Origin of the sequence: Parasaccharibacter sp. TMW 2.1888, assembly GCF_023167265.1 — a bacterium.
GTDB classification, from domain to species: domain Bacteria; phylum Pseudomonadota; class Alphaproteobacteria; order Acetobacterales; family Acetobacteraceae; genus Bombella; species Bombella apis.
This window is the reverse complement of the sequence record NZ_CP030979.1, coordinates 1783978-1802920: the sequence shown is the minus strand read 5'-3', so window position 1 is coordinate 1802920 and position 18943 is coordinate 1783978. Positions and strand designations below refer to the sequence as shown.

Genomic DNA, 18943 nt, shown 5'->3' with positions numbered 1-18943 from the left:
TCAGGAAGACAGTCCATCAAGCCCACGGGCCAGATCAGCCTTCAAATCCGCCACGTCCTCCAGCCCGACCTGAATACGGAAGGCTGCGCCCTTCGGCAAACCCTCTTCATGATGTCGTGTCAGTCCCCCGGATGTCGGCAGGACAAGACTTTCATACCCCCCCCAACTGGCTCCAATGCTGAAGAGGTTCAGTCCGTTCAGCATGGCGACCATGGCTTCCTGCGTGATCCCTTCAACCAGCTCCACACCGAACAGACCACTGGCATCCGTGAAATCACGCTTCCATATCTCATGCCCCGGACAGCCCGGCAGGGCTGGATGCCGCACATGGGCGACCTCCGGGCGACTCTCCAGCCAGAGGGCCAGCTCATAAGCGGAGCGGGCCTGCTGGGCCAGACGGACAGCCATGGTCTTCAGGCCCCTCAGGGTCAGCCAGCAGTCATCCGGGGCACCGCAGGCTCCCAGCTCGATGGCGGCACGGCGCAGGGCCTGCCAGTGTTCCTGCCGCTGGACCGTGATGGACCCGAGAATCACATCCGCATGGCCGCTGGGATATTTCGTCAGGGCCTGAATGGACACATCCACCCCATGCGTGAAGGGCTGGAACGCCCCGATCCCCCATGTATTGTCCAGCAGCAGCCGTGCCCCGGCTCCGTGTGCCAGACGGGCGATCCGGGGAACGTCCTGCACCTCGAACGTATGACTGCCCGGGCTTTCGGCAAAAACCACGGCCGTGTTGGGCCGGAGATGCGCCCGCAGGGTGGCTTCATCCGCACGGGGCGGATAAAAGCCGGTCTCAACCCCAAAACGGGCCAACATTCCCAACGCAAAACGCCGTGTCGGACCATAGACGGAATCTGGCAGAAGCAGATGGTCCCCGCTCTTCAGGAACGCCAGCAGAGCCACGCTACAGGCTGCCAGACCGGAATTGACAACCTGCGTATGGCTTCCGCCTTCCAGGGCTGCAATCACCTGTTCCAGCCTGTGCTGGACGGGGTTGCCCATGGCGCCATAAACAAGCCTGTGATCGTAGGCATGAACGCCCTGGGCCTCCATGTCCTCAACCGTCGGGAACACGACCGTTGAACCACGCTCAACCGGCATGTTGACAAATCCGCCTTCCCGACCCGGCTGCTGACGCCCGGCGTGGGTCAGAAACGTTGCAAATTTCTGCCAGCCCTCACCAATGACAGACCCTGCCCCTATGGTCCTGCTCCTGCTCTTCATACCTGTCACTCCTGCTATCCATGCGGGTCGGACAGACATTTTCCCTTCTTCACGAAGAGACGCAACCCCCCTTCATGAAGCCCCCTGCCGTACAGCTTTCTCCTGTAAAGAAGGCCGGTATCTGGCATGAAGGTTCCATGATGTTCTTTACCGCCAAAACGGTATAGACTGCCTTCTCCCTTTCAGGCCTGTGCAGATGGGTCTTGTTTCTGTTGATTATCAGGTCATTACAACAATGCAGGACCCGACATTGCCGTTTGCAGTCCCCCATGCCCTCCGGCTGGTGAGCTGGAACCTTTTTCATGAGGATGGTGCCACGCTGGAGGATATCCGCCTCCTGCTGCGGGTTACGAAGCCCGACATACTGCTCATGCAGGAATGCCGCCCCTTCATCAACCGTCTGCCCGACCTCATAGGGGGGCATTTCAGCCGTCTGGCTTCAGAGGGACGGGTCCATGGCACCGCCTGCTGGAGCCGCCATCCCTTTCTCTCCTCCCCACGGCTGCACATGCTGCCGCCCGGTCTGGCTGCCCACCGTTCTGCCCAGCTGCTGGAATTTGATACAGGGTTTGGGCCGTTCGGCCTCGCCAATGTCCATCTCTCCCACGGTCCCATCCTCAACCGGCGTCAGCTGCGGCTCATCCGGGAGGAACTGCCGGAACGGGCCATCATCATCGGAGACTTCAATCAGGTAGGCCCCGCCATGTTGCGGGGTTTCAGGGATGTGGGACCACGGGAGCAGACCCACCGGATGCTCGACAGGGTGCCCCTGCGGCTGGACCGCTGCCTTGTCCGCGGTTTCTCCCTGATGGAACGGCGGGTCTATCCCCGTTTCGGATCAGACCATCGCCCCATTGCCGTCACCCTGCAACCAGAGGCCATAAGCAGCAGCCTCACCCTTCCTGATCAGAGATAAGGCAGGAAGAGACAGCAGGCCGCATTCCGCAGGCGGACCGGCAGGGACCATGAATCAATTTCAGCAAGCGTCAGCTGATGGCTGCAATGGCCAAGGATGAACTCTTCCAGATGACCTGCCGTCTCCGCACCATGCAGGGTCAGATTGCATTCGAAATTGAGACGCAGGGAACGTCGGTCCAGATTGGCACTGCCAACAAGGCTCCAGGCCCGGTCCACTGTCATGAGCTTGGAGTGGTTGAAAGGCGGATCCCCCAGCCAGACCCGGCAACCCGCCAGCACCAGGTTCCTGAGGCGGGCATTGCGGGCATAATCCGTCACCGGATGGTTGCTGTGGCGGGGAACAACAATATCCACCCGCACCCCACGCAGGGCAGCCAGCCCAAGCTCTGTGGCAAACCGGTTATCCGGGATGAAATAAGGGGTCATGAAGCAGACATGGCTGCGGGCCAGAATGACAGCCTGAAGAATGGTATATTCAATCTTCTCAACATCCATGTCCGGCCCTGACGTCACGACACGGGCCGGAATACTGCCACCCGCCACAGGCACCGGAAAATAACGCTCCCCTTCCAGGGTTTCCCCAGTCGTGAAGGCCCAGTCCCTCACGAAGACCTCGGAAAGCTGCTGGACCACGGGACCTTCCAGCTGGAAATGCGTATCCGCCACCGGGATGCGCCGCCCTCTGGGCTGGTTGAGCAGATTTTCCGCTCCAATATTCAACCCACCCATGAAGCCTGTCCGGCCATCCACCACCAATATCTTGCGATGGTCCCGCAGATTGATGAACGGCATCCGCCACGGCCAGAGAGAATGCATGAACCGGGCACAGGGTATGTTCTCCCGCTTCAACCTCTGGATGATCGGGCTGTAGAGATAGCCACTGCCGATACCATCCACCAGTACACGGACCTCGACCCCACGCTGCCGGGCCTCCGCCAGAGCTGCCACGAATTTCCTGCCGATTCCATCATCCCGAAAAATGTAGGAACAGAGCAGAATGGAGTGCTTTGCCCGGGCAATGCTTTCCAGCATCCTCGGATACGCATGGTCGCCATCATGCAGGCAGGTCACGCTGTTCCCCTTGAGCAGGGGCAGGCCAGTCAGTCCATCCAGCATCTTTACCAGAGGTGCCATGAAACTGTCGGCAGCATCATGGGTCCATGTCGCCAGAAAGGCCGTCTCCTCCGGGCTGACATCTTCCCGCAGCTTCTGCGCCCGGCGATGGACACGATTGATCCCCAGGCAGAGATAAAGCAGCGACCCCAGATAGGGCATGACCCAGCAGAAACCTATCCAGCCAGCGGCAGCAGCCGTATCCCGTTTGGTGAGCAGGATATGGCCTGTTACCAGAAGGGAAAGACTGACATGCAGCAGCCCCAGCAGGAAGGTGTATGAAAAAAGCGCTGCCATGTCCTCTCCTCAGCATGGTCCCATAATCAGCCCGACCCCACCTGCAGGCGGAGACGGGCGGCAGGCTGTTTCAGGCTTGTCCCGCCTATCGGCGCAGCATCCATTGTGGTGCTGCCCGCCCGACAGCGCCCCGGCGGCCAACCAGCGGGGCCAGATCAGCCGGGGACCGGACCTTCTGCCCCTCCTGCCAGACGAGGCCCTCTTCCAGAGAGAAGAGACGGATATGACTGATCGCCACGCCATCAGCCAGTTTCTGGAGGCTGACACCCCCTCCCTTCGCCACTTCGGCCACCTGCTCCAGCGGGAAAATGAGCGCACGTCTGGCTGTTGTCAGGCAGAGAACATGCGTCCCCTCAGCGGGCAGGGCAAGCCATACCTGCGCTCCATCCCGCACGTTGAACACCTGCCGCCCTGTTCTCTTCTCTGCTGCAAGATTGCTGGCGGCCACCTGCATCCCCCGGCCATCGGTACTGGCCAGAAAATACCGGGCATCATCCTCACCAAGAACAAACAGGGCCACAGCCTGATCATCCTGCGCCAGATCAGCCAGTGTCCGCACCGGCTGACCAAAGCCACGCCCCCGGGGCAGGTCCGCCACCTTCAGCGTGAAAGCCCGCCCCCCGGCTGCCATCAGACAGAGACGGTCCGTACTCTGACACTCGACATGCCAGGCCAGTCCGTCCCCTTCCTTGAAGCGATGGTTCTCCACATCATGCCCATGCCCCTTGACGGCACGAACCCAGCCCTCCTGTGAAAGAAGCACCGTGACAGGTTCCCGTTCCACCGCCAGAGCGGCAGAGGTATCAATGCTGACCGGGGCCTCACCCATGACCGTGCGACGCTGGCCATAGGGTCCACCTTCAAACAGGGCCTGCATCTTCTGGAGATCTTTCCCGATCCGGCTCCAGCGCCGCTTTTCAGACCCTAGCAGAGCCTCCAGTGACGCCTGCTCTTTGCCCAGACCGTCCCATTCCTTGCGGATTTCCATTTCTTCCAGCCGTCGAAGGGACCGCAGACGCATGTTCAGCACATGATCCGCCTGAAGCTCACTCAAGGAGAACGCTTTCATGAGGGCAGGCTTCGGCTCATCCTCTTCCCGGATGATGCGGATGACCTCATCAAGATTGAGATAGACCTTCAGGAAACCATCCAGAATTTCCAGCCTTTTCAGGACGGCATCCAGACGGTGCTGCGTGCGGCGGACCAGTACATCATGCACATGCTCCAGCCATGCCTTCAGAACATCCTTGAGAGACAGCACGCCGGGGATTTTCCCCTGGCTGAGAACGTTCATGTTCAGGCTGAAGCGGCTTTCCAGCATGGTGTGCCGGAAGAGCGTTTCCATCAGCACATCAGGCTCGCAACTGCGGGTTCTGGGTTCCAGAACCAACCGGATATCCGTTGTGCTTTCATCCCGTACATCAGCCAAGAGAGGAAGTTTCTTCTCTTCCATCTTCCTGGCGATATCTTCGATCAGTTTACCCTTCTGCACCTGATAGGGAATTTCCGAGACGATGATGGTCCATGCGCCACCACGGCCCTTCTCGACCGCCCAGCGTGCCCGGATGCGGAAGCTGCCACGCCCTGTCTCATAGGCCTGGACGAGCGTCTGGCGGTCCTCAACCAGCAGGCCACCGGTGGGGAAATCCGGCCCCGGCACGACATCCAGCAGCTCCTCCGTGCTACAGTCCGGCTTCTCGATCAGTAACCGGGCCGCCTGATAGAGTTCGGCGGCATTATGAGGAGGGATGCTGGTGGCCATACCCACGGCAATCCCGGCCGCTCCATTGGCCAGAAGATTGGGGAAAAGCCCCGGCAGGACGACCGGTTCCTGATCCTCATTGTCGTAGGTCGGACGGAAATCGACCGCATCATCGCTGATTCCTTCCAGCATGATGCGGGCCGTTTCGGTCATGCGGCTTTCGGTGTACCGCATGGCAGCCGCACCATCGCCATCAATGGACCCGAAATTGCCCTGTCCTTCCACCAGCGGATAACGCACGGCAAAATCCTGCGCCAGACGCACCAGCGCATCATAGACGGACGCATCCCCATGGGGATGGAACTTACCGATGACATCACCCACCACACGGGCACATTTCTTGAAGCCGGAACTCGGGTCCAGCTTGAGCTGCTGCATGGCATAGAGCAAACGGCGATGCACCGGTTTGAGCCCATCCCGTACATCCGGCAGAGAGCGTGACGTGATGGTGGACATGGCGTAGGCCAGATAACGCTCACTCAGCGCCTCAGCCAGCCGTGTATCTTCGATATGCCCGGCGAGATCGCCCGTCATAAGGTCTCCTGCTTCATGTTCGCCTCTCTGATGGAGACAGGTTAGACACGCTCTTCTTCCTCCTGTCCAGAGGCCGCATCCTCAGCCAGTCGATACAGGGCTGTCATCAGCCGGTCCCGTGCAGCGGGCAAAGGACGATGGCAGGCAGCAAAAACAGCCCGCTGAAGAAAATGGCCACTCAGCCTTGCCCCAGCAAGCCAGTCTGCCGGCTTTCCTTCCTCTTCATCATCCAGAAGACAGGACGGCAGAGGAAGAAGACGATCCTTCCACTCCCCAGCTCCCTCCCCACTTACGGCACGCCCCGTGCGGGGAGACACATAGGCCAGCCCCTCCCGCACGCCCGTAACGGCACATTGGTCCAACGTCAGGCCATACCCCAGCTGCTCCAGAAGAAGCAGTTCCCAACGCAGATAAAGCGCCACGGGTGGCAGGGCGGCGGACACGCTCATCACCCCCATGAAATGGGCCAGAGACGCAAACAGCGCCTCATGTGGCTCCCTCTCTGGCAGGGCTTCACTACACAGGCCACAGGCACTCCCGAGCAGGGACAGAGATAGAGGATGGTCGAGGAGGAAAGACGCTGTGGGCCGCACAAGCTCCGCTGTCATGTAACCCAACTGTTCTGGCAGGCGGGCCTTCCAGCGGGCCACGACCAGACTGCCCTCCTGCCAGAGCGCCGCCTGCCGCCGGGACTGCCCGCCACGCACCAGAGCATGAAAAACCCCCCGATGCCGGGTCAGTGCACGGACCAGCAGACTGCTTTCCCCATGAGGAGAAAGCCGCAGGATGATGGCCGGGTCTTCCCACTCCATACCGTTACCCTCAAGACAGAAAAAGGGGCCCCGCCATATTGGCGAAGCCCCTTTCTTCTAGCAAGAAACCGTTAAAGGCTTATTTCTTCTGGCCAGAAGCCGCAGCCACCTCGGCAGCAAAGTCCGTCTCAGCCTTCTCGATGCCTTCACCCAGCTTGTAGCGGGCAAAACCAACCAGCTTGGCACCAGCCTTCTTGACGACTTCCTTCACGCGGCTCTCACCGTCATGCACCCAGACCTGCTCCAGCAGAACCACTTCCTCGTAGAACTTGCGGATACGGCCTTCCACCATCTTCTCGATGATGGCTTCCGGCTTGCCGGAGGCACGGGCCTGGTCTTCCAGCACCTTGCGCTCGTGAGCAACGGACGCAGCGTCCACGCCATCCACATCCAGAGCCGTCGGGCTGGTGGCAGCAACGTGCATACCAATCTGGCGGCCCAGTGTCAGCAGAGCTTCACTCTCGGAAGGAGCCTCGACAGCAGCCAGCACACCGATACGGCCTACGCCGGGGCGCAGGGCACCGTGAACGTAGCTGGCCACGACACCAGACGGCACGCTCAGCACGTCCACGCGACGCAGGCTCATGTTCTCACCAATGGTAGCGACCAGATGGGTCAGCTCATCAGCAACGGTGCGGCCAGACGGCATCTTGGCAGCCTTGACGGCCTCCAGATCACCACCAACCTGCAGAGCCACCTTGGCGATGTCTTCCACAGCCTGCTGGAAGGCATCATTGCGAGCCACGAAGTCCGTCTCGGCATTGACCTCAACCATGGCAGCCTTCTTGCCATCAACGGCCACACCCACCAGACCTTCAGCCGCAACGCGGCCAGACTTCTTGGCAGCCTGGGACAGACCCTTCTTGCGCAGCCAGTCGATGGCAGCCTGCATGTCGCCATTGGCTTCCGTCAGGGCCTTTTTACAGTCCATCATGCCTGCGCTTGTTGTATCGCGCAGCTCACGCACCATTGCAGCAGTAACTTCTGCCATATCTCTTCATCCCCGATAAAACACCCATGCAGCCGGAAAGTCTCCACGGCTGCATGAGCTGTTCATGTCACAATATCCACTGTCCGGCCACTCCATGAAAGACGGGCCGGACTGTCCGCATGGCCCTGTGGCCAAAAGCCGGAGAGGCTTATTCAGCCTTCTCTGCCACAACGGTTTCCTCAACCGGCAGCTCTGCGGAAGCGCCAATGTCCTGCCCGGACGCAGCCAGCTCGGCAGAAATGCCATCCAGCACGGCACCGGAGACCAGGTCGCAATATGTGGCGATGGCACGGATGGCATCATCATTGCCCGGGATCGGGAAAGTGACACCCTTCGGGTCGGAGTTGCTGTCCAGCACGGCAATCACGGGGATGCCCAGCTTGTTGGCTTCCTCAACAGCCAGCTTCTCCTTGTTCGTGTCGATCACGAACAGCAGGTCCGGCAGGCCACCCATATCCTTGATGCCGCCGAGGGAGCGTTCCAGCTTTTCGCGGTCACGGGTGATGTCGAGGACTTCCTTCTTGGTCAGGCCGGTCGTGTCGCCAGCCAGCATTTCGTCAATGCCACGCAGACGCTTGATGGAGCCGGTGATGGTCTTCCAGTTCGTCAGCATCCCACCGAGCCAACGGTGATTGACGTAGTACTGGCCGCAACGCTGTGCTGCATCAGCCACCAGATCGGCAGCGGAGCGCTTCGTACCGACGAACAGAACACGTCCACCGGAAGCCACGGTGTCACGCACCTGCTTCAGGGCGCGGTCCAGCAACGGAACGGTCTGCTGAAGGTCGATGATGTGCACCTGGTTGCGGACACCGAACAGGTACGGTGCCATGGCCGGGTTCCAGCGACGTGTGTGATGACCGAAATGAACACCAGCCTCGAGCAGCTGGCGCATCGTGAACTGTGGCATTGCCATAGTCTGAAACTTTCTTTCTCTGGTTTGTCCTCCGCATGGCAACGCCCCTTGATGGCAAGGGACACCAGGCAATCCGGGCCATGCGTGCGAAATATACCTCCCGCCCCACATGGAAGCGGCAAATACGGCCCTTCTCTAGAACAGGCCGGACGGAAACGCAAGTACTCCGACGACGCCTTTCAGACCCGTGCGAGCGGAAGTGTTTCCAGAAAATCAGCCATGGCCTGATGGGCACGGGCAGCATCACGCCCCAGGCCGATCAAGGCGCCAATCTGCACGGGATGCCTCAAGATGGACCCCAGCAAAGCCGGCACGTGGACCCGCCCGTCCTTCAGACCTTCCCGGGCAGCGGGGGGAAGGTCCCTGCCCGCATCGTCACAGATCACCCGCAGAACCGCAAAGGGCAGGCCAGACCGGGCTACGAGACCACTCTCCATATCCACGGCGTGGCACCCCGTCCGGGAAAAAAGGTCTGCTTTCTCCCTGGCCGTGCCAATCATGACCGGACTGTGCAGGATGCCACCCCGGACAGCCGCCTGGGCCGCACCGAAACGGGCACTCAGGGCGGGATCAGCCCTGTAATGCTCACCATCAGCCTGCACATATTCAGCCACCTGCACACTCCCCGGTGGCAGGACGGCATCCAGCGCCCCGGAGCAGCCAAAAGACAGCAATGCCGTCACACCTTCATCCTGAAGAACCTGAAGAGCCTGCCGTGCCCCGGTCTCACAGGCATGGCTCAGGGCGATCTTCGCCCCGGGGAAAAAACGGCGGGCCAGCCGTGCTTCCTGCCTGAGCCCTGCCAGGACCCCCAGCATCAGAAACCGAACTCCACCTGCCCGGAATTGCTATCAGCCAGATTGCGGTACCGGGACAGCGCCATGAGCGGGAAGAACTGCTTGTAGCCATGATAGCGCAGGTAAAAAACCTTGGGGAAACCAACGGCATTATACGGCGCCTCGTGCCATTCACCCTGATCATCCTGCGCCTGCATCAGATAGGCCATGCCACGGCGGACAGCCTCACTATCGTGGCGACCAACAGCCATCAGCCCCAACGTTGCCCAGGCCGTCTGGGTCGGCAGGCTCTCCTTGTAGAGGCCCTGTGGGGCCCCCTCATAGCTGGCGCAGTCCTCACCCCAGCCGCCATCATCATTCTGTACGCTCTCCAGCCAGGCAACGGCCCGACGCACCATCGGGTCATCATGACTGATGCCAGCAATGTTCAGGGCACAGAGAACGGACCACGTGCCGTAAATGTAATTCGTCCCCCAGCGGCCGAACCAGCTGCCGGATTTTTCCTGCTCGGAGCGGATATAATCCAGCCCCTTGCGGATCACCTCACGATCTTCCGGATGACCCAACTGGGAGAGGAACGAAATGCAGCGTGCGGAGACATCCACCGTCGGGGGGTCCAACAACGCACCGTGGTCGGAGAATGGAATGTGGTTCAGCACCTCCATGTTGTTGTCAATGTCGAAGGCACCCCAACCACCATTGCTGCTCTGCATGCCAATGATCCATTCCCGGGCACGCTCAATGGCCGTACGGTTCTCTTCAGGATCGATCCTGTGCAGCAACATGCCGACAACAGCCGTATCATCCACGTCCGGATAATAATCATTCTCGTACTGGAAAGCCCAACCTCCCGGACGCAGGGTCGGCGCATTGATGGCCCAGTCCCCTCTGACATCCAGAATCTGACGCTCCCTGAGCCAGGCAGCGGCCTTCTTCAGGGCAGTCGCCGTCTCGGCCGGCATCACTCCCCTGGCACCGGTCGAAGCCTCCAGCATGGCAAGACCGGAAAGCCCCGTATCCCACACAGGCGACACGCAGGGCTGGCAATAGGCCTCATCATCCTTCACTACCAGCAGGCCCTGTACCGCCTCCCATGCCTGGACAACCCGTGGATCATCATCCGGCACCCCCAGGGTCCGGTACATCATGATCACATTCGCCATGGCAGGATAAATGGCACCCAGTCCACCGCCACTCAGCCGCTTCTCGATGAAGTCGATCGTGACACGGATGGCCTTCTCATGAACGGAACGGGGAATGAATGGAACCAGCGGCCGGATGAGCCTGTCCAGACCAGTAAATACCCGCCCCCAGACCGACCGGTACGGACCGCGTATCCAGTCCCTGATGGTGGCTGGCGTTCTCCTGAACAGCTCCTGCACCCGCACGCCACGGGGATTCAGGGCCAGCGGCCTGTAAGCTGCCAGAATGAGCAGCGGCGCTATGACCGCCCTGGACCAGTAGGACATGTTCCAGACCGAGAAAAACGCCTTGCGGGGCAGCAGCATGAGCTCCACTGGCATGACGGGCACGGCATCCCACGGAACCTCCCCGTACAGGGCCAGCTGGGTGCGGGTGAAGACGTTGCTCCGCTCTGCCCCGCCATGATGCAGGATGGCCGCACGGGCCTTGCGCATGTGGGGGGCCTCCGGATCATCCCCGATCATCTTCAGGGCGAAATAGGCCTTCACGCTGGAAGAAAGATCAAACCGGCCATCCGTATAGAGAGACCAGCCCCCATGCTCACCCTGTGTCCGTCGCAGATAGACTCCGATCTTCTGCTCAAGCTCCACATCGATGCAGTCAAGGAAATGGCGCAGCAGAACATATTCCGACGGGATGGTTGCATCGGCTTCCAGTTCAAAGACCCAATGACCGTCACTCTTCTGACGCTTGCCCAAGGCAGTATGGGAAGCCCTGACAGCCTGCTCCACCACCGTGGCATCCATGTTATGACGGAACAACGTCTTGTTCACTGACCTCTCCTCCAAAATCCTCGCACAGCAGGGCTTGTGCCTGTCCACATGTGCGGAGACCATAAACCAGTTCTTCAGGTACACGCCGCTCCGGCAGACGCCGTGCGAAAACCAAGCGCTCCCACCGCCACCAGCCCGGACTGTATGGCACCCTCGATCGTGGAAGGCAGACCAGTATCCGTCCAGTCCCCGGCAAGAGCAAGATTGGGATGAGCCGTTTTTGCTCCCGGCCGCTTTTTATCCTGTTCCGGTGTGGCTGCAAAGGTGGCCCGCTTCTCCCGGATCAACCGGGCAGCCGGCATGTCCTGCGGCAGCGGGGTCTCAACCAGCGGGTCCAGGGCCTGATGCAGTTCCGCCCATATGTGCGCCAGCATCTCGTCCTGGCGCCAGTCCGCATAGCGGTTGGCCGCACTGACCGTGACGGACAGGACCTCATCATGCAGGAAGACCCACTCCGCCACACCACCAACAAGCCCAAGAAAACCAGCCTGCTTCAGAGCACCACGAGGCCGCAGAGGCTGCTGGAGGCGATAATGGGCATTGGCAATGCTCTCGAACTCATCCGGCCCTTCCAGCCCCGGCAGCAGCCCGACCGCCACCGGTGACGGAACGGCCAGGATGACCGCATCTTCTGCCCCCAGTCTCACAGGGCCACTGGATGTCTCCAGCGCACTCACACGCCCTGATCCATCCTCAAACGCAAGGGCAGAGACGCGCGTACCCGTAAGCACCTGAGCATGAAACTGCTCCAAGTAATGCAGTGCGGGGGTCACAAAACTTTCCGAAAGCCCTCTGGCGGCCATCCACGGGCAACAGGCCTGTCCCCCTTTGGCCAGCGTCCGCCGTACGATGTTACCCAGCAGACGGGCACTTCCCCGGTCTATGCCCGTATTGAGGCCGGAGACAGCCAGCGGCTCCAGCAGGCGCCGGGCAAACTGCCCCGGCAGGAGACAGTCTGCCACGCTGGCCTGATCACCAGCCTTCATCAGGCGGAACAGAGCCCTCACCTCCCCAAGACGCATACCGGGCACACGGCTGCCCCGCCGCAGCAGCCAGAAAGGCAGACGCCCCGGCGAGAGGCGCAACGTCCAGGAAAGGCCCGCCTCCAGATCATGCCACGGGAAAACGGGAGCCCCCGGCCCCTGCAACGTATCCCGGGCACCCAGACGGTCGAGATAGCGGAACGTGGCAGGATTGGCGGAAAGGAGCAGATGATTGCCATTATCGATGACCGTGTCCAGCGCCCTGTCATGAAAGGACCGGGCCCGCCCCCCACAGGCCGGACCAGCTTCATAGACGGTCACCTGCGCCTGGGGTGCCAGCTCCACAGCAGCGGAAAGACCCGCAAGTCCTCCACCAATGACATGAACATGGCTCACAATGACACTCCAGCCGCCGCCAGCAGCATGGCCAGCTTCTTGCGGACGGAACAAACCCGCAGGGGGGCCTCCGGGTTGCGCCAGCCACGGCGGCAGAGAGCGGCCAGCGTGACCCGGTAGGAGGCCGCCATGATCCGGGCCGGGCGCACCGTGGCTGCCGGGCACTGTTTCATCAGGGCCGTAGCCCGGCGGAAATGATCTTTTGCCCGTCCCGCGAGGATACGGCACAGCCCATCCAGCCCAACGGCATAGAGAGCCTCGGCGGGATCAGCCGGCACGCTGTAACGCCGCAGCAGTTCGGCTGGCAGGTACAGCCGCCCACGGGCTGCATCTTCGGCAATGTCACGCAGGATGTTCGTCAGCTGAAGGGCACGGCCCAGATGGTAGGCAAGCCTGTCCCCCTGCTCCTCCGGCGTGCCGAAGATGCGCACGGACAACCTGCCCACAGCAGACGCCACCCGGTCGCAGTACAGGTCCAGCGTAGCCTCATCAGGAGCCACGACCGGTTCACCACAATCCATGAGCATCCCATCAATGATGGCGATGAAATCATCCTGCCTGAGCCCGAACTGCCTGATGGCCTCAAGCAGGACACGCTCCAGCGCCGTATCGGCCTGCCCCTCATACAGGGCGGCAATACGACCTTTCCAGCTCTCCAGGGCGGAAGCAGGGTCATCATGAGGGGTGTCGCCATCGGCGATGTCATCCACGACACGACAGAAGGCATAGATGGCAAACATGCCATCCCGCCGCCCGGGAGGCAGGATTTTCATCCCCCGTCCAAACGACGTCCCTGACCGGTTGACGATCTCTTCCACCTGTCTCAGGTCAGACGGAGCACATGGCAGACCCTGAGACGTATTGTGACGAACAGAGACCATAACCTTCCTCATATCCCTTCAATGGCCGCAGCCAGAACCGTAACCACAGGCCGATCACAGCCTGCCCTCTTCTAGCGGCAAAGTCTGCCGTGGCAAAGGGCCAGCATGAAACCCGCCTCAGCGCAGGTAACGCATGGCCCAGCCCAACGCCCGCAGACCATCAGACTTTGTCAGCGCCACCCGTTCGGCTATCGGGTCCTGCCGGTGCAGACGCTCTGTCAGGCGGCGGCAGAGTGCCACGATCACGGCGGCCTCCAGCCTCATGCGACGGTCTTTCACAAGTGCGGGAAGACGTGCGGCCTCCTCATTCAGGGCATCAACATGAGCCAGCATGCGATCGAACACGCGCCGTACACCCGGCTTGCTGCGGGCAAGGATGAGGTCCTTCAGGCGGACATTCTCTTCCTGCAACCACGGGAGAGGCACATAACAGCGGTTCAGCTGCTTCAGATCACTGCTGACATCCTGCATGTGATTGACAATCTGCAATGCCGTACAGAGCGCATCCGACGGACCGAAGGTCTCTTCCCCTTCACCATGCAGCATCAGCAGGAAGCGCCCTACGGGATTGGCCGAATAGCGGCAGTAATGCAGCAGCTCCGACCAGTGTTCATAGCGTGTCTTTTCCGCATCCATGATGAAGGCCGTTATCAGGTCGCTTCCCAGCTCCAACGGCAGGTTGCGCTCCTGAAGAACCGTCCGGAGGATGACCGCACTCCAGGCATCAGCCCGGCCAGGCGGGGACTTCCGCTCGCCGTGCAGGACCTCACGCAGGGCTTTCAGCCGGACCACCTTCTGAGCGGGAGACAGCCGGGTATTGTCCACCATGTCGTCCGCCACACGGGCAAACCTGTAATAGGCATGGACGGCAGGCCTGTGTCCCGGAGATATCAGGAAAGACCCGACGGGGAAGTTCTCATCCTTCATGCCCTTGCTGGAAGAAACGTCCTGTTTTCCCCAGATATGGGCATCCTCCTGCGCCATGGCCCCACCAGACTGTGGCATCATGATTCTGCTCCTTCATACGACCGCCCGCGCCAGCTGACACCTTTGCCCCGATAATGATTCACTGCGGAGCCGACGGTTGCCATCATGTAGAAGGCAGCCACCAGCGGCAATGAGAGGACGCGCCACCATGACAGGTTGAACCAGCGCAGGGTCGGCATGAACGTAATGCAGCTGAGCGCATATGCACAGCCACCCACCACGCGGTTTTTACCACGGCCGAACAGAAGAAGGCGAACCGGCAGAAACCATATCAGAACCATGCCGGCCAAGGCTTTCAGAAGGTTCCAGGGGGAGAATTCGAGCTGGACATAAGCGTTGCGGGCGATCATGTGCCATATCTCGCCCAAGGTCTGATAGGTGCGGATGGACCATGCCTGTTCGCTACACCCAAGATAAAGCCGCCCTCCGGCCTCCTTGACACGGGCACCGAGCGTACAGTCGTCGATCAAGGCATCCCTGAGGGTCTGTATTCCCCCTATCATCTCCAGCATCTTGCGGCGGATCAGCACCGTCCCCCCGGCAGCTCCAGCCACTGGAGACTGCGGGTCGGCGATCCTTCGAAAAGGATAGAGCATGGCAAAGAAATAGACGAAGGCCGGAACAAAAACCTTTTCCCAGAAACAGGCGCAGTTCAGCTTCACCATCTCGGAAACCATGTCGATATTTTCGCCCTGGGCTCTCTCCACCAGAGAGGAAACATGGTCTTCCTTATGGACAATATCGGCATCTGTCAGAAGGACATAGCCATCAGCAGGAAGGAACTCCAGAGCCTCTTCCTGCCCCTGCCCAACGGCCCAGAGTTTGCCGCTCCACCCCGCCGGGTGGGGCTTCCCATCCAGAACGGTCAGGCGTCCTTGCGGGTCTGGCACACGGCGGGCAATATCCCCCGTACCATCAGTACTTTCATCATCCACAAGGAAAACATGATAGCGCCCCTGATAATCCTGCCCCAGCAGGGAAGACAGGCAGGCACTGATGGAGGCTGCTTCATCACGGGCTGGAACGATGACAGCCACGGCTGGAAGGCCATTCTTCCAACGTCTGGCCTTCAGCCCCCTCCTGAGCCAGGGGCCACCAATCCAGAACTGACCATGAAAAAATGTCAGCCCCAGCCAGGCCAACAAGGAAAACAACGCCATCACAAAAACCATCACCGTGCCAGCCTGCTACTACCTCTCAAGATAAAAAATGTCCCCGCCCATGCTGGCAGAACCAGGCCACGGAATCGGCAACGGCCTGACGGGCCGGACGGGGGCGGTACCCCAGCTCCTGCTCCGCCTTGGCCGAAGAAAAAAACATCAACTTTTTGGACATGTCCAGCATCTCTTTCGTGACACGAGGCTGAATTCCAAAGCCTTTTGCCAACAGTTCGGAAAGATGGGCCACCGGATAAAGCCATGACTGCCTGAGCTGGATACGGGGCGGACGGCGATGGGCGACCTCCGCCACCATGCGAAAAAGATCACCCAGCATGAGATTTTCGCCGCCCAGAATATATTTTTCGCCAATCGTACCATGCTCAAAAGCAAGCACATGGCCTTCTGCCACATCATCAACATGGACAATATTCAGCCCAGTCTCGACATAAGCCGGCATACGGCCTGTCGCACAGTCCAGAATCATCTGCCCGGTCGGTGTCGGCTTGATGTCCCGTGGTCCCACCGGAGTCGATGGATTCACAATGACAGCCGGCAGGCCCTCCTCCCGGACAAGGCGCAGAACTTCCTGCTCCGCCCGATATTTGGACCGCTTGTAAACGCCCACGATCTGATCCTCCGTCACGGGGGAAGACTCCGTGGCCGGAATGCCATCATGGGCCGTGGCCAGTGCCGCAACGGAGGAACAATACACGATACGCTTTACACCCGCCTTCATGGCGGCGAGCATCAGGCGCCGGGTTCCCTCGACATTGGCCTTCATCATCACTTCAGGGTTTGGTACCCAAAGGCGATAATCCGCCGCTACATGGAAAAGATAGGTCACGCCCTCCAGCGCCTCAGCCAGGCTCTGAGGGTCTGCCAGGTCTCCGACAACAAATTCCACGGGCAGGTCGGCCACGTTGCGGCGATCCGATGTCTGCCGGACCAGAAGGCGCAGACGATGACCACGCTCCAGCAAAGCCCGTGCGACGGCCGATCCCACAAAACCGGTTGCCCCGGTCACCAGGGTCACATCTTCTGACATCTCCGCTCCTTCCTCACTTCAGCGCCTTGTTCTGCCGGATATAGGCCCCGTCATCATGGCGGGTAAAGCCCTGCTGATTGGACGTGCGCCACGGAGTGGCCTAGAAGGACATGAACATGAATTTAACACTATGGCGGGCACCTTGAAAAAAATACTTCCCTTTGTTCTTTCCCTTACAGGTGTCGTCCTTTTCTGTTTTCTGACCCTGCGTACTGGCATACACCCGATTTTGGCCTCACTTGCCAAGATCGGCCTCAGCGGGTTCATCCTGCTGATCCTCAGCCAGCTGGCCGTCAACGTTCTCCTCGGCGTCGCCTGGAAAAGCAGCATCGCCAGCATCAGCTTCCTCCGCCTGACCTTTTCCCGGTTTGTCCGGGATGCTGCAGCAGCGTGCCTGCCTTTTTCCCAGCTTGGCGGAATGCTCATCGGCATACGGGCCACCACGGCGGGCCACCCCCGCCATACGACGGATGGACAGCCCATCAGCTGGACAGAGGGAGTTGCCGCCAACATTGTTGACATCACAACGGAAGTTCTGGGGCAGCTCGCTTTCATCATCATCGCCCTGCTCTGCCTTGTCGGCCAGGCCGATGCCGGGCGATTTGTCTGGCCGCTGGCCATTGGCATCGTTCTGCTGAGCATCGGCATGGCGGGTTTCATCTGGACACAGCAGCGCAGCGGCAATGCCCTCCAGGCGCTGGCCCGTTTTCTTTCCAAGCACATCTCTGCCGACTGGCATGATGCGCTGGCTGAAAACAGCGAAAATTTCCAGAGCTATATTGAAAGCCTCTGGGACCAGCCGGTCCGCATCGGCCTGGGGGCAGCGCTGCATCTGCTCTGCTGGATTGGTAGCGCCCTGCTGACATGGCTGTCCCTTATCCTGCTGGGCGCACACTGTTCTTTTCTCAATGCACTGGCCATTGAAGGGGCCGTCTGTGGTATCATGTCCGCCGGTTTTCTGGTGCCCGGTGCCTTGGGGGTGCAGGAAGCAGGTTATGTGGCTCTGGGGCATCTGTTCGGCATCAGTGCCGACATTTCCATCAGCATCTCCCTGCTGCGACGGGGACGGGACATCGTCATCGGCGTGCCTGTCCTGTTGCTCTGGCAGCTCTATGAGTTCCGCCAGCTGCGCCGGTCCTGAACAACACACTGGCCCACATGCGCTTTACAGGATGAAACGGATATCTCCATGGCTGATGCCCCCCTCTTTGACACCCTGACCATCATCGGCCCGGGGCTGATCGGCTCTTCCATCCTCCGCCGTGCCCGACAGACAGGCACCCTTGCCCGCCGCCTCATCACAGCCGACAGCGCCCCGGCTGTTCTCCAGCGGGCAAGAGAGCTGGACCTGGCGGATGAAGTCACAGCCTCCTTGACAGAGGCAGCCGCAAAATCCGATGCTGTCATCCTCTGCATTCCCACGGGGGCCATCCGGCCGGTCGCTGCGGCCATCCTTCCCCACATGAGGCCCGGGAGCATCCTCAGTGACGTCGCCTCCGTCCGCAGCACATTGGGGCCGGACATCAGCGCTCTGCTGCCAGAAGATGTCAGCTATGTTCCGGCTCACCCCATGGCTGGTACGGAATATTCCGGCCCAGATGCCGGGTTCGCCACCCTGTTCGAGAATCGCTGGACCCTGCTCGTCCCCCCTGCGGGAACACCCTCTGAAGCCATCACCACGATGGAAACTTTCTGGCAGCGCTGTGGGGCCCGCACCCGACAGATTACCGACCAGTATCATGACCAGATATGCGCCATGGTCAGCCATCTCCCGCATCTTCTGGCCTTCACCATATGCGATACTGCGGACCGTCTTTCCGCCGACCTCCGGGCCGATGTGCTGGAATATGCCGCTTCGGGCTTTCGGGACTTCACCCGCATCGCTGCGTCCGACCCGACCATGTGGCGAGACATCTTCCTGACAAACAGGGATGTCCTGCTCGCCACGTTCGAGCGTTTCGAGAAGGATGCCCACCTCATGGTCGAGGCCATACGTAATGGCGATTCCGAGGCCATCACGGAGCGCATCAGGCGTGGACGCCGTATCCGGCAGGGCCTGCTGGAAAACCGGCAGGCCTGACCGTCTCTTCTTCAACCCCATGCAAAAGGAGCCCGGCGGGTGATCAGCCTGCCGGGCTCCTTCTTTTC

At 60.5% G+C, this 18943-nt stretch carries 16 protein-coding genes; 3 read left to right on the top strand and 13 right to left on the bottom strand.

Features of this window, described 5'->3' with window-relative positions; genetic code table 11:
* Positions 1–1227, bottom strand: a complete 1227-nt coding sequence (gene metC, locus DTQ13_RS08145; protein ID WP_086431046.1) for a cystathionine beta-lyase — start codon at positions 1225–1227, stop codon at positions 1–3.
* 196 nt (positions 1228–1423) lie between these two features.
* On the opposite strand from metC, the gene DTQ13_RS08140 reads away from it, so the two are divergent.
* Positions 1424–2143: an endonuclease/exonuclease/phosphatase family protein gene (locus DTQ13_RS08140; RefSeq protein WP_248460534.1), complete on the top strand. Its 720-nt coding sequence runs from the start codon at positions 1424–1426 to the stop codon at positions 2141–2143.
* On the opposite strand, the gene DTQ13_RS08135 is transcribed toward DTQ13_RS08140, so the two are convergent.
* From DTQ13_RS08135 to hpnA, 12 genes are all read right to left on the bottom strand, one after another.
* A complete protein-coding gene (locus DTQ13_RS08135; RefSeq protein WP_086431047.1) occupies positions 2134–3555 on the bottom strand; it encodes a phospholipase D-like domain-containing protein in 1422 nt (473 codons plus the stop codon). The two genes, DTQ13_RS08140 and DTQ13_RS08135, sit on opposite strands and share 10 nt — an antisense overlap.
* A gap of 85 nt (positions 3556–3640) precedes the next feature.
* Positions 3641–5851, bottom strand: coding sequence for a DNA topoisomerase IV subunit A (gene parC / locus DTQ13_RS08130; protein WP_103765464.1), 2211 nt, complete (start codon positions 5849–5851; stop codon positions 3641–3643).
* Between the two features lie 41 nt (positions 5852–5892).
* On the bottom strand, positions 5893–6663 hold the full coding sequence (gene recO / locus DTQ13_RS08125) for a DNA repair protein RecO (RefSeq protein WP_248460532.1): 771 nt from the start codon (positions 6661–6663) through the stop codon (positions 5893–5895).
* A gap of 79 nt (positions 6664–6742) precedes the next feature.
* Entirely contained in the window at positions 6743–7654 is a 912-nt protein-coding gene (gene tsf, locus DTQ13_RS08120; RefSeq protein WP_043560447.1) for a translation elongation factor Ts, read from the bottom strand.
* Between the two features lie 148 nt (positions 7655–7802).
* Positions 7803–8570 (bottom strand): 30S ribosomal protein S2, encoded by a 768-nt coding sequence (gene rpsB / locus DTQ13_RS08115; protein WP_043560449.1) that lies wholly within the window; start codon positions 8568–8570, stop codon positions 7803–7805.
* A 179-nt stretch (positions 8571–8749) separates the two neighbouring features.
* The gene (locus DTQ13_RS08110; protein WP_043560452.1) at positions 8750–9388 is read right to left on the bottom strand and encodes a hypothetical protein; all 639 of its coding nucleotides are present in this window, start codon (positions 9386–9388) and stop codon (positions 8750–8752) included.
* Positions 9388–11316 carry a squalene--hopene cyclase gene (gene shc, locus DTQ13_RS08105; RefSeq protein ID WP_248461248.1) on the bottom strand — a complete coding sequence of 643 codons (1929 nt, stop codon included), beginning with the start codon at positions 11314–11316 and terminating at the stop codon, positions 9388–9390. Before shc ends, DTQ13_RS08110 begins: the two co-directional genes overlap by 1 nt.
* A 101-nt stretch (positions 11317–11417) precedes the next feature.
* On the bottom strand, positions 11418–12722 hold the full coding sequence (gene hpnE / locus DTQ13_RS08100; protein ID WP_043560457.1) for a hydroxysqualene dehydroxylase HpnE: 1305 nt from the start codon (positions 12720–12722) through the stop codon (positions 11418–11420).
* A complete protein-coding gene (gene hpnD, locus DTQ13_RS08095) occupies positions 12719–13603 on the bottom strand; it encodes a presqualene diphosphate synthase HpnD (RefSeq protein ID WP_081563073.1) in 885 nt (294 codons plus the stop codon). Before hpnD ends, hpnE begins: the two co-directional genes overlap by 4 nt.
* Positions 13604–13720: 117 nt before the next feature.
* Positions 13721–14611: a squalene synthase HpnC gene (gene hpnC, locus DTQ13_RS08090; RefSeq protein WP_248460530.1), complete on the bottom strand. Its 891-nt coding sequence runs from the start codon at positions 14609–14611 to the stop codon at positions 13721–13723.
* Positions 14608–15762, bottom strand: a complete 1155-nt coding sequence (locus DTQ13_RS08085; protein ID WP_248461247.1) for a glycosyltransferase — start codon at positions 15760–15762, stop codon at positions 14608–14610. The genes hpnC and DTQ13_RS08085 overlap by 4 nt, the downstream gene beginning before the upstream one ends.
* 25 nt (positions 15763–15787) lie before the next feature.
* On the bottom strand, positions 15788–16795 hold the full coding sequence (gene hpnA / locus DTQ13_RS08080) for a hopanoid-associated sugar epimerase (RefSeq protein WP_248460529.1): 1008 nt from the start codon (positions 16793–16795) through the stop codon (positions 15788–15790).
* A gap of 130 nt (positions 16796–16925) precedes the next feature.
* Between hpnA and DTQ13_RS08075 the strand changes: the two genes are divergently transcribed.
* Positions 16926–17936: a lysylphosphatidylglycerol synthase domain-containing protein gene (locus DTQ13_RS08075; RefSeq protein WP_086431051.1), complete on the top strand. Its 1011-nt coding sequence runs from the start codon at positions 16926–16928 to the stop codon at positions 17934–17936.
* A gap of 48 nt (positions 17937–17984) precedes the next feature.
* Positions 17985–18875 (top strand): prephenate dehydrogenase/arogenate dehydrogenase family protein, encoded by an 891-nt coding sequence (locus tag DTQ13_RS08070; RefSeq protein ID WP_248460528.1) that lies wholly within the window; start codon positions 17985–17987, stop codon positions 18873–18875.
* Positions 18876–18943: the final 68 nt, after the last annotated feature.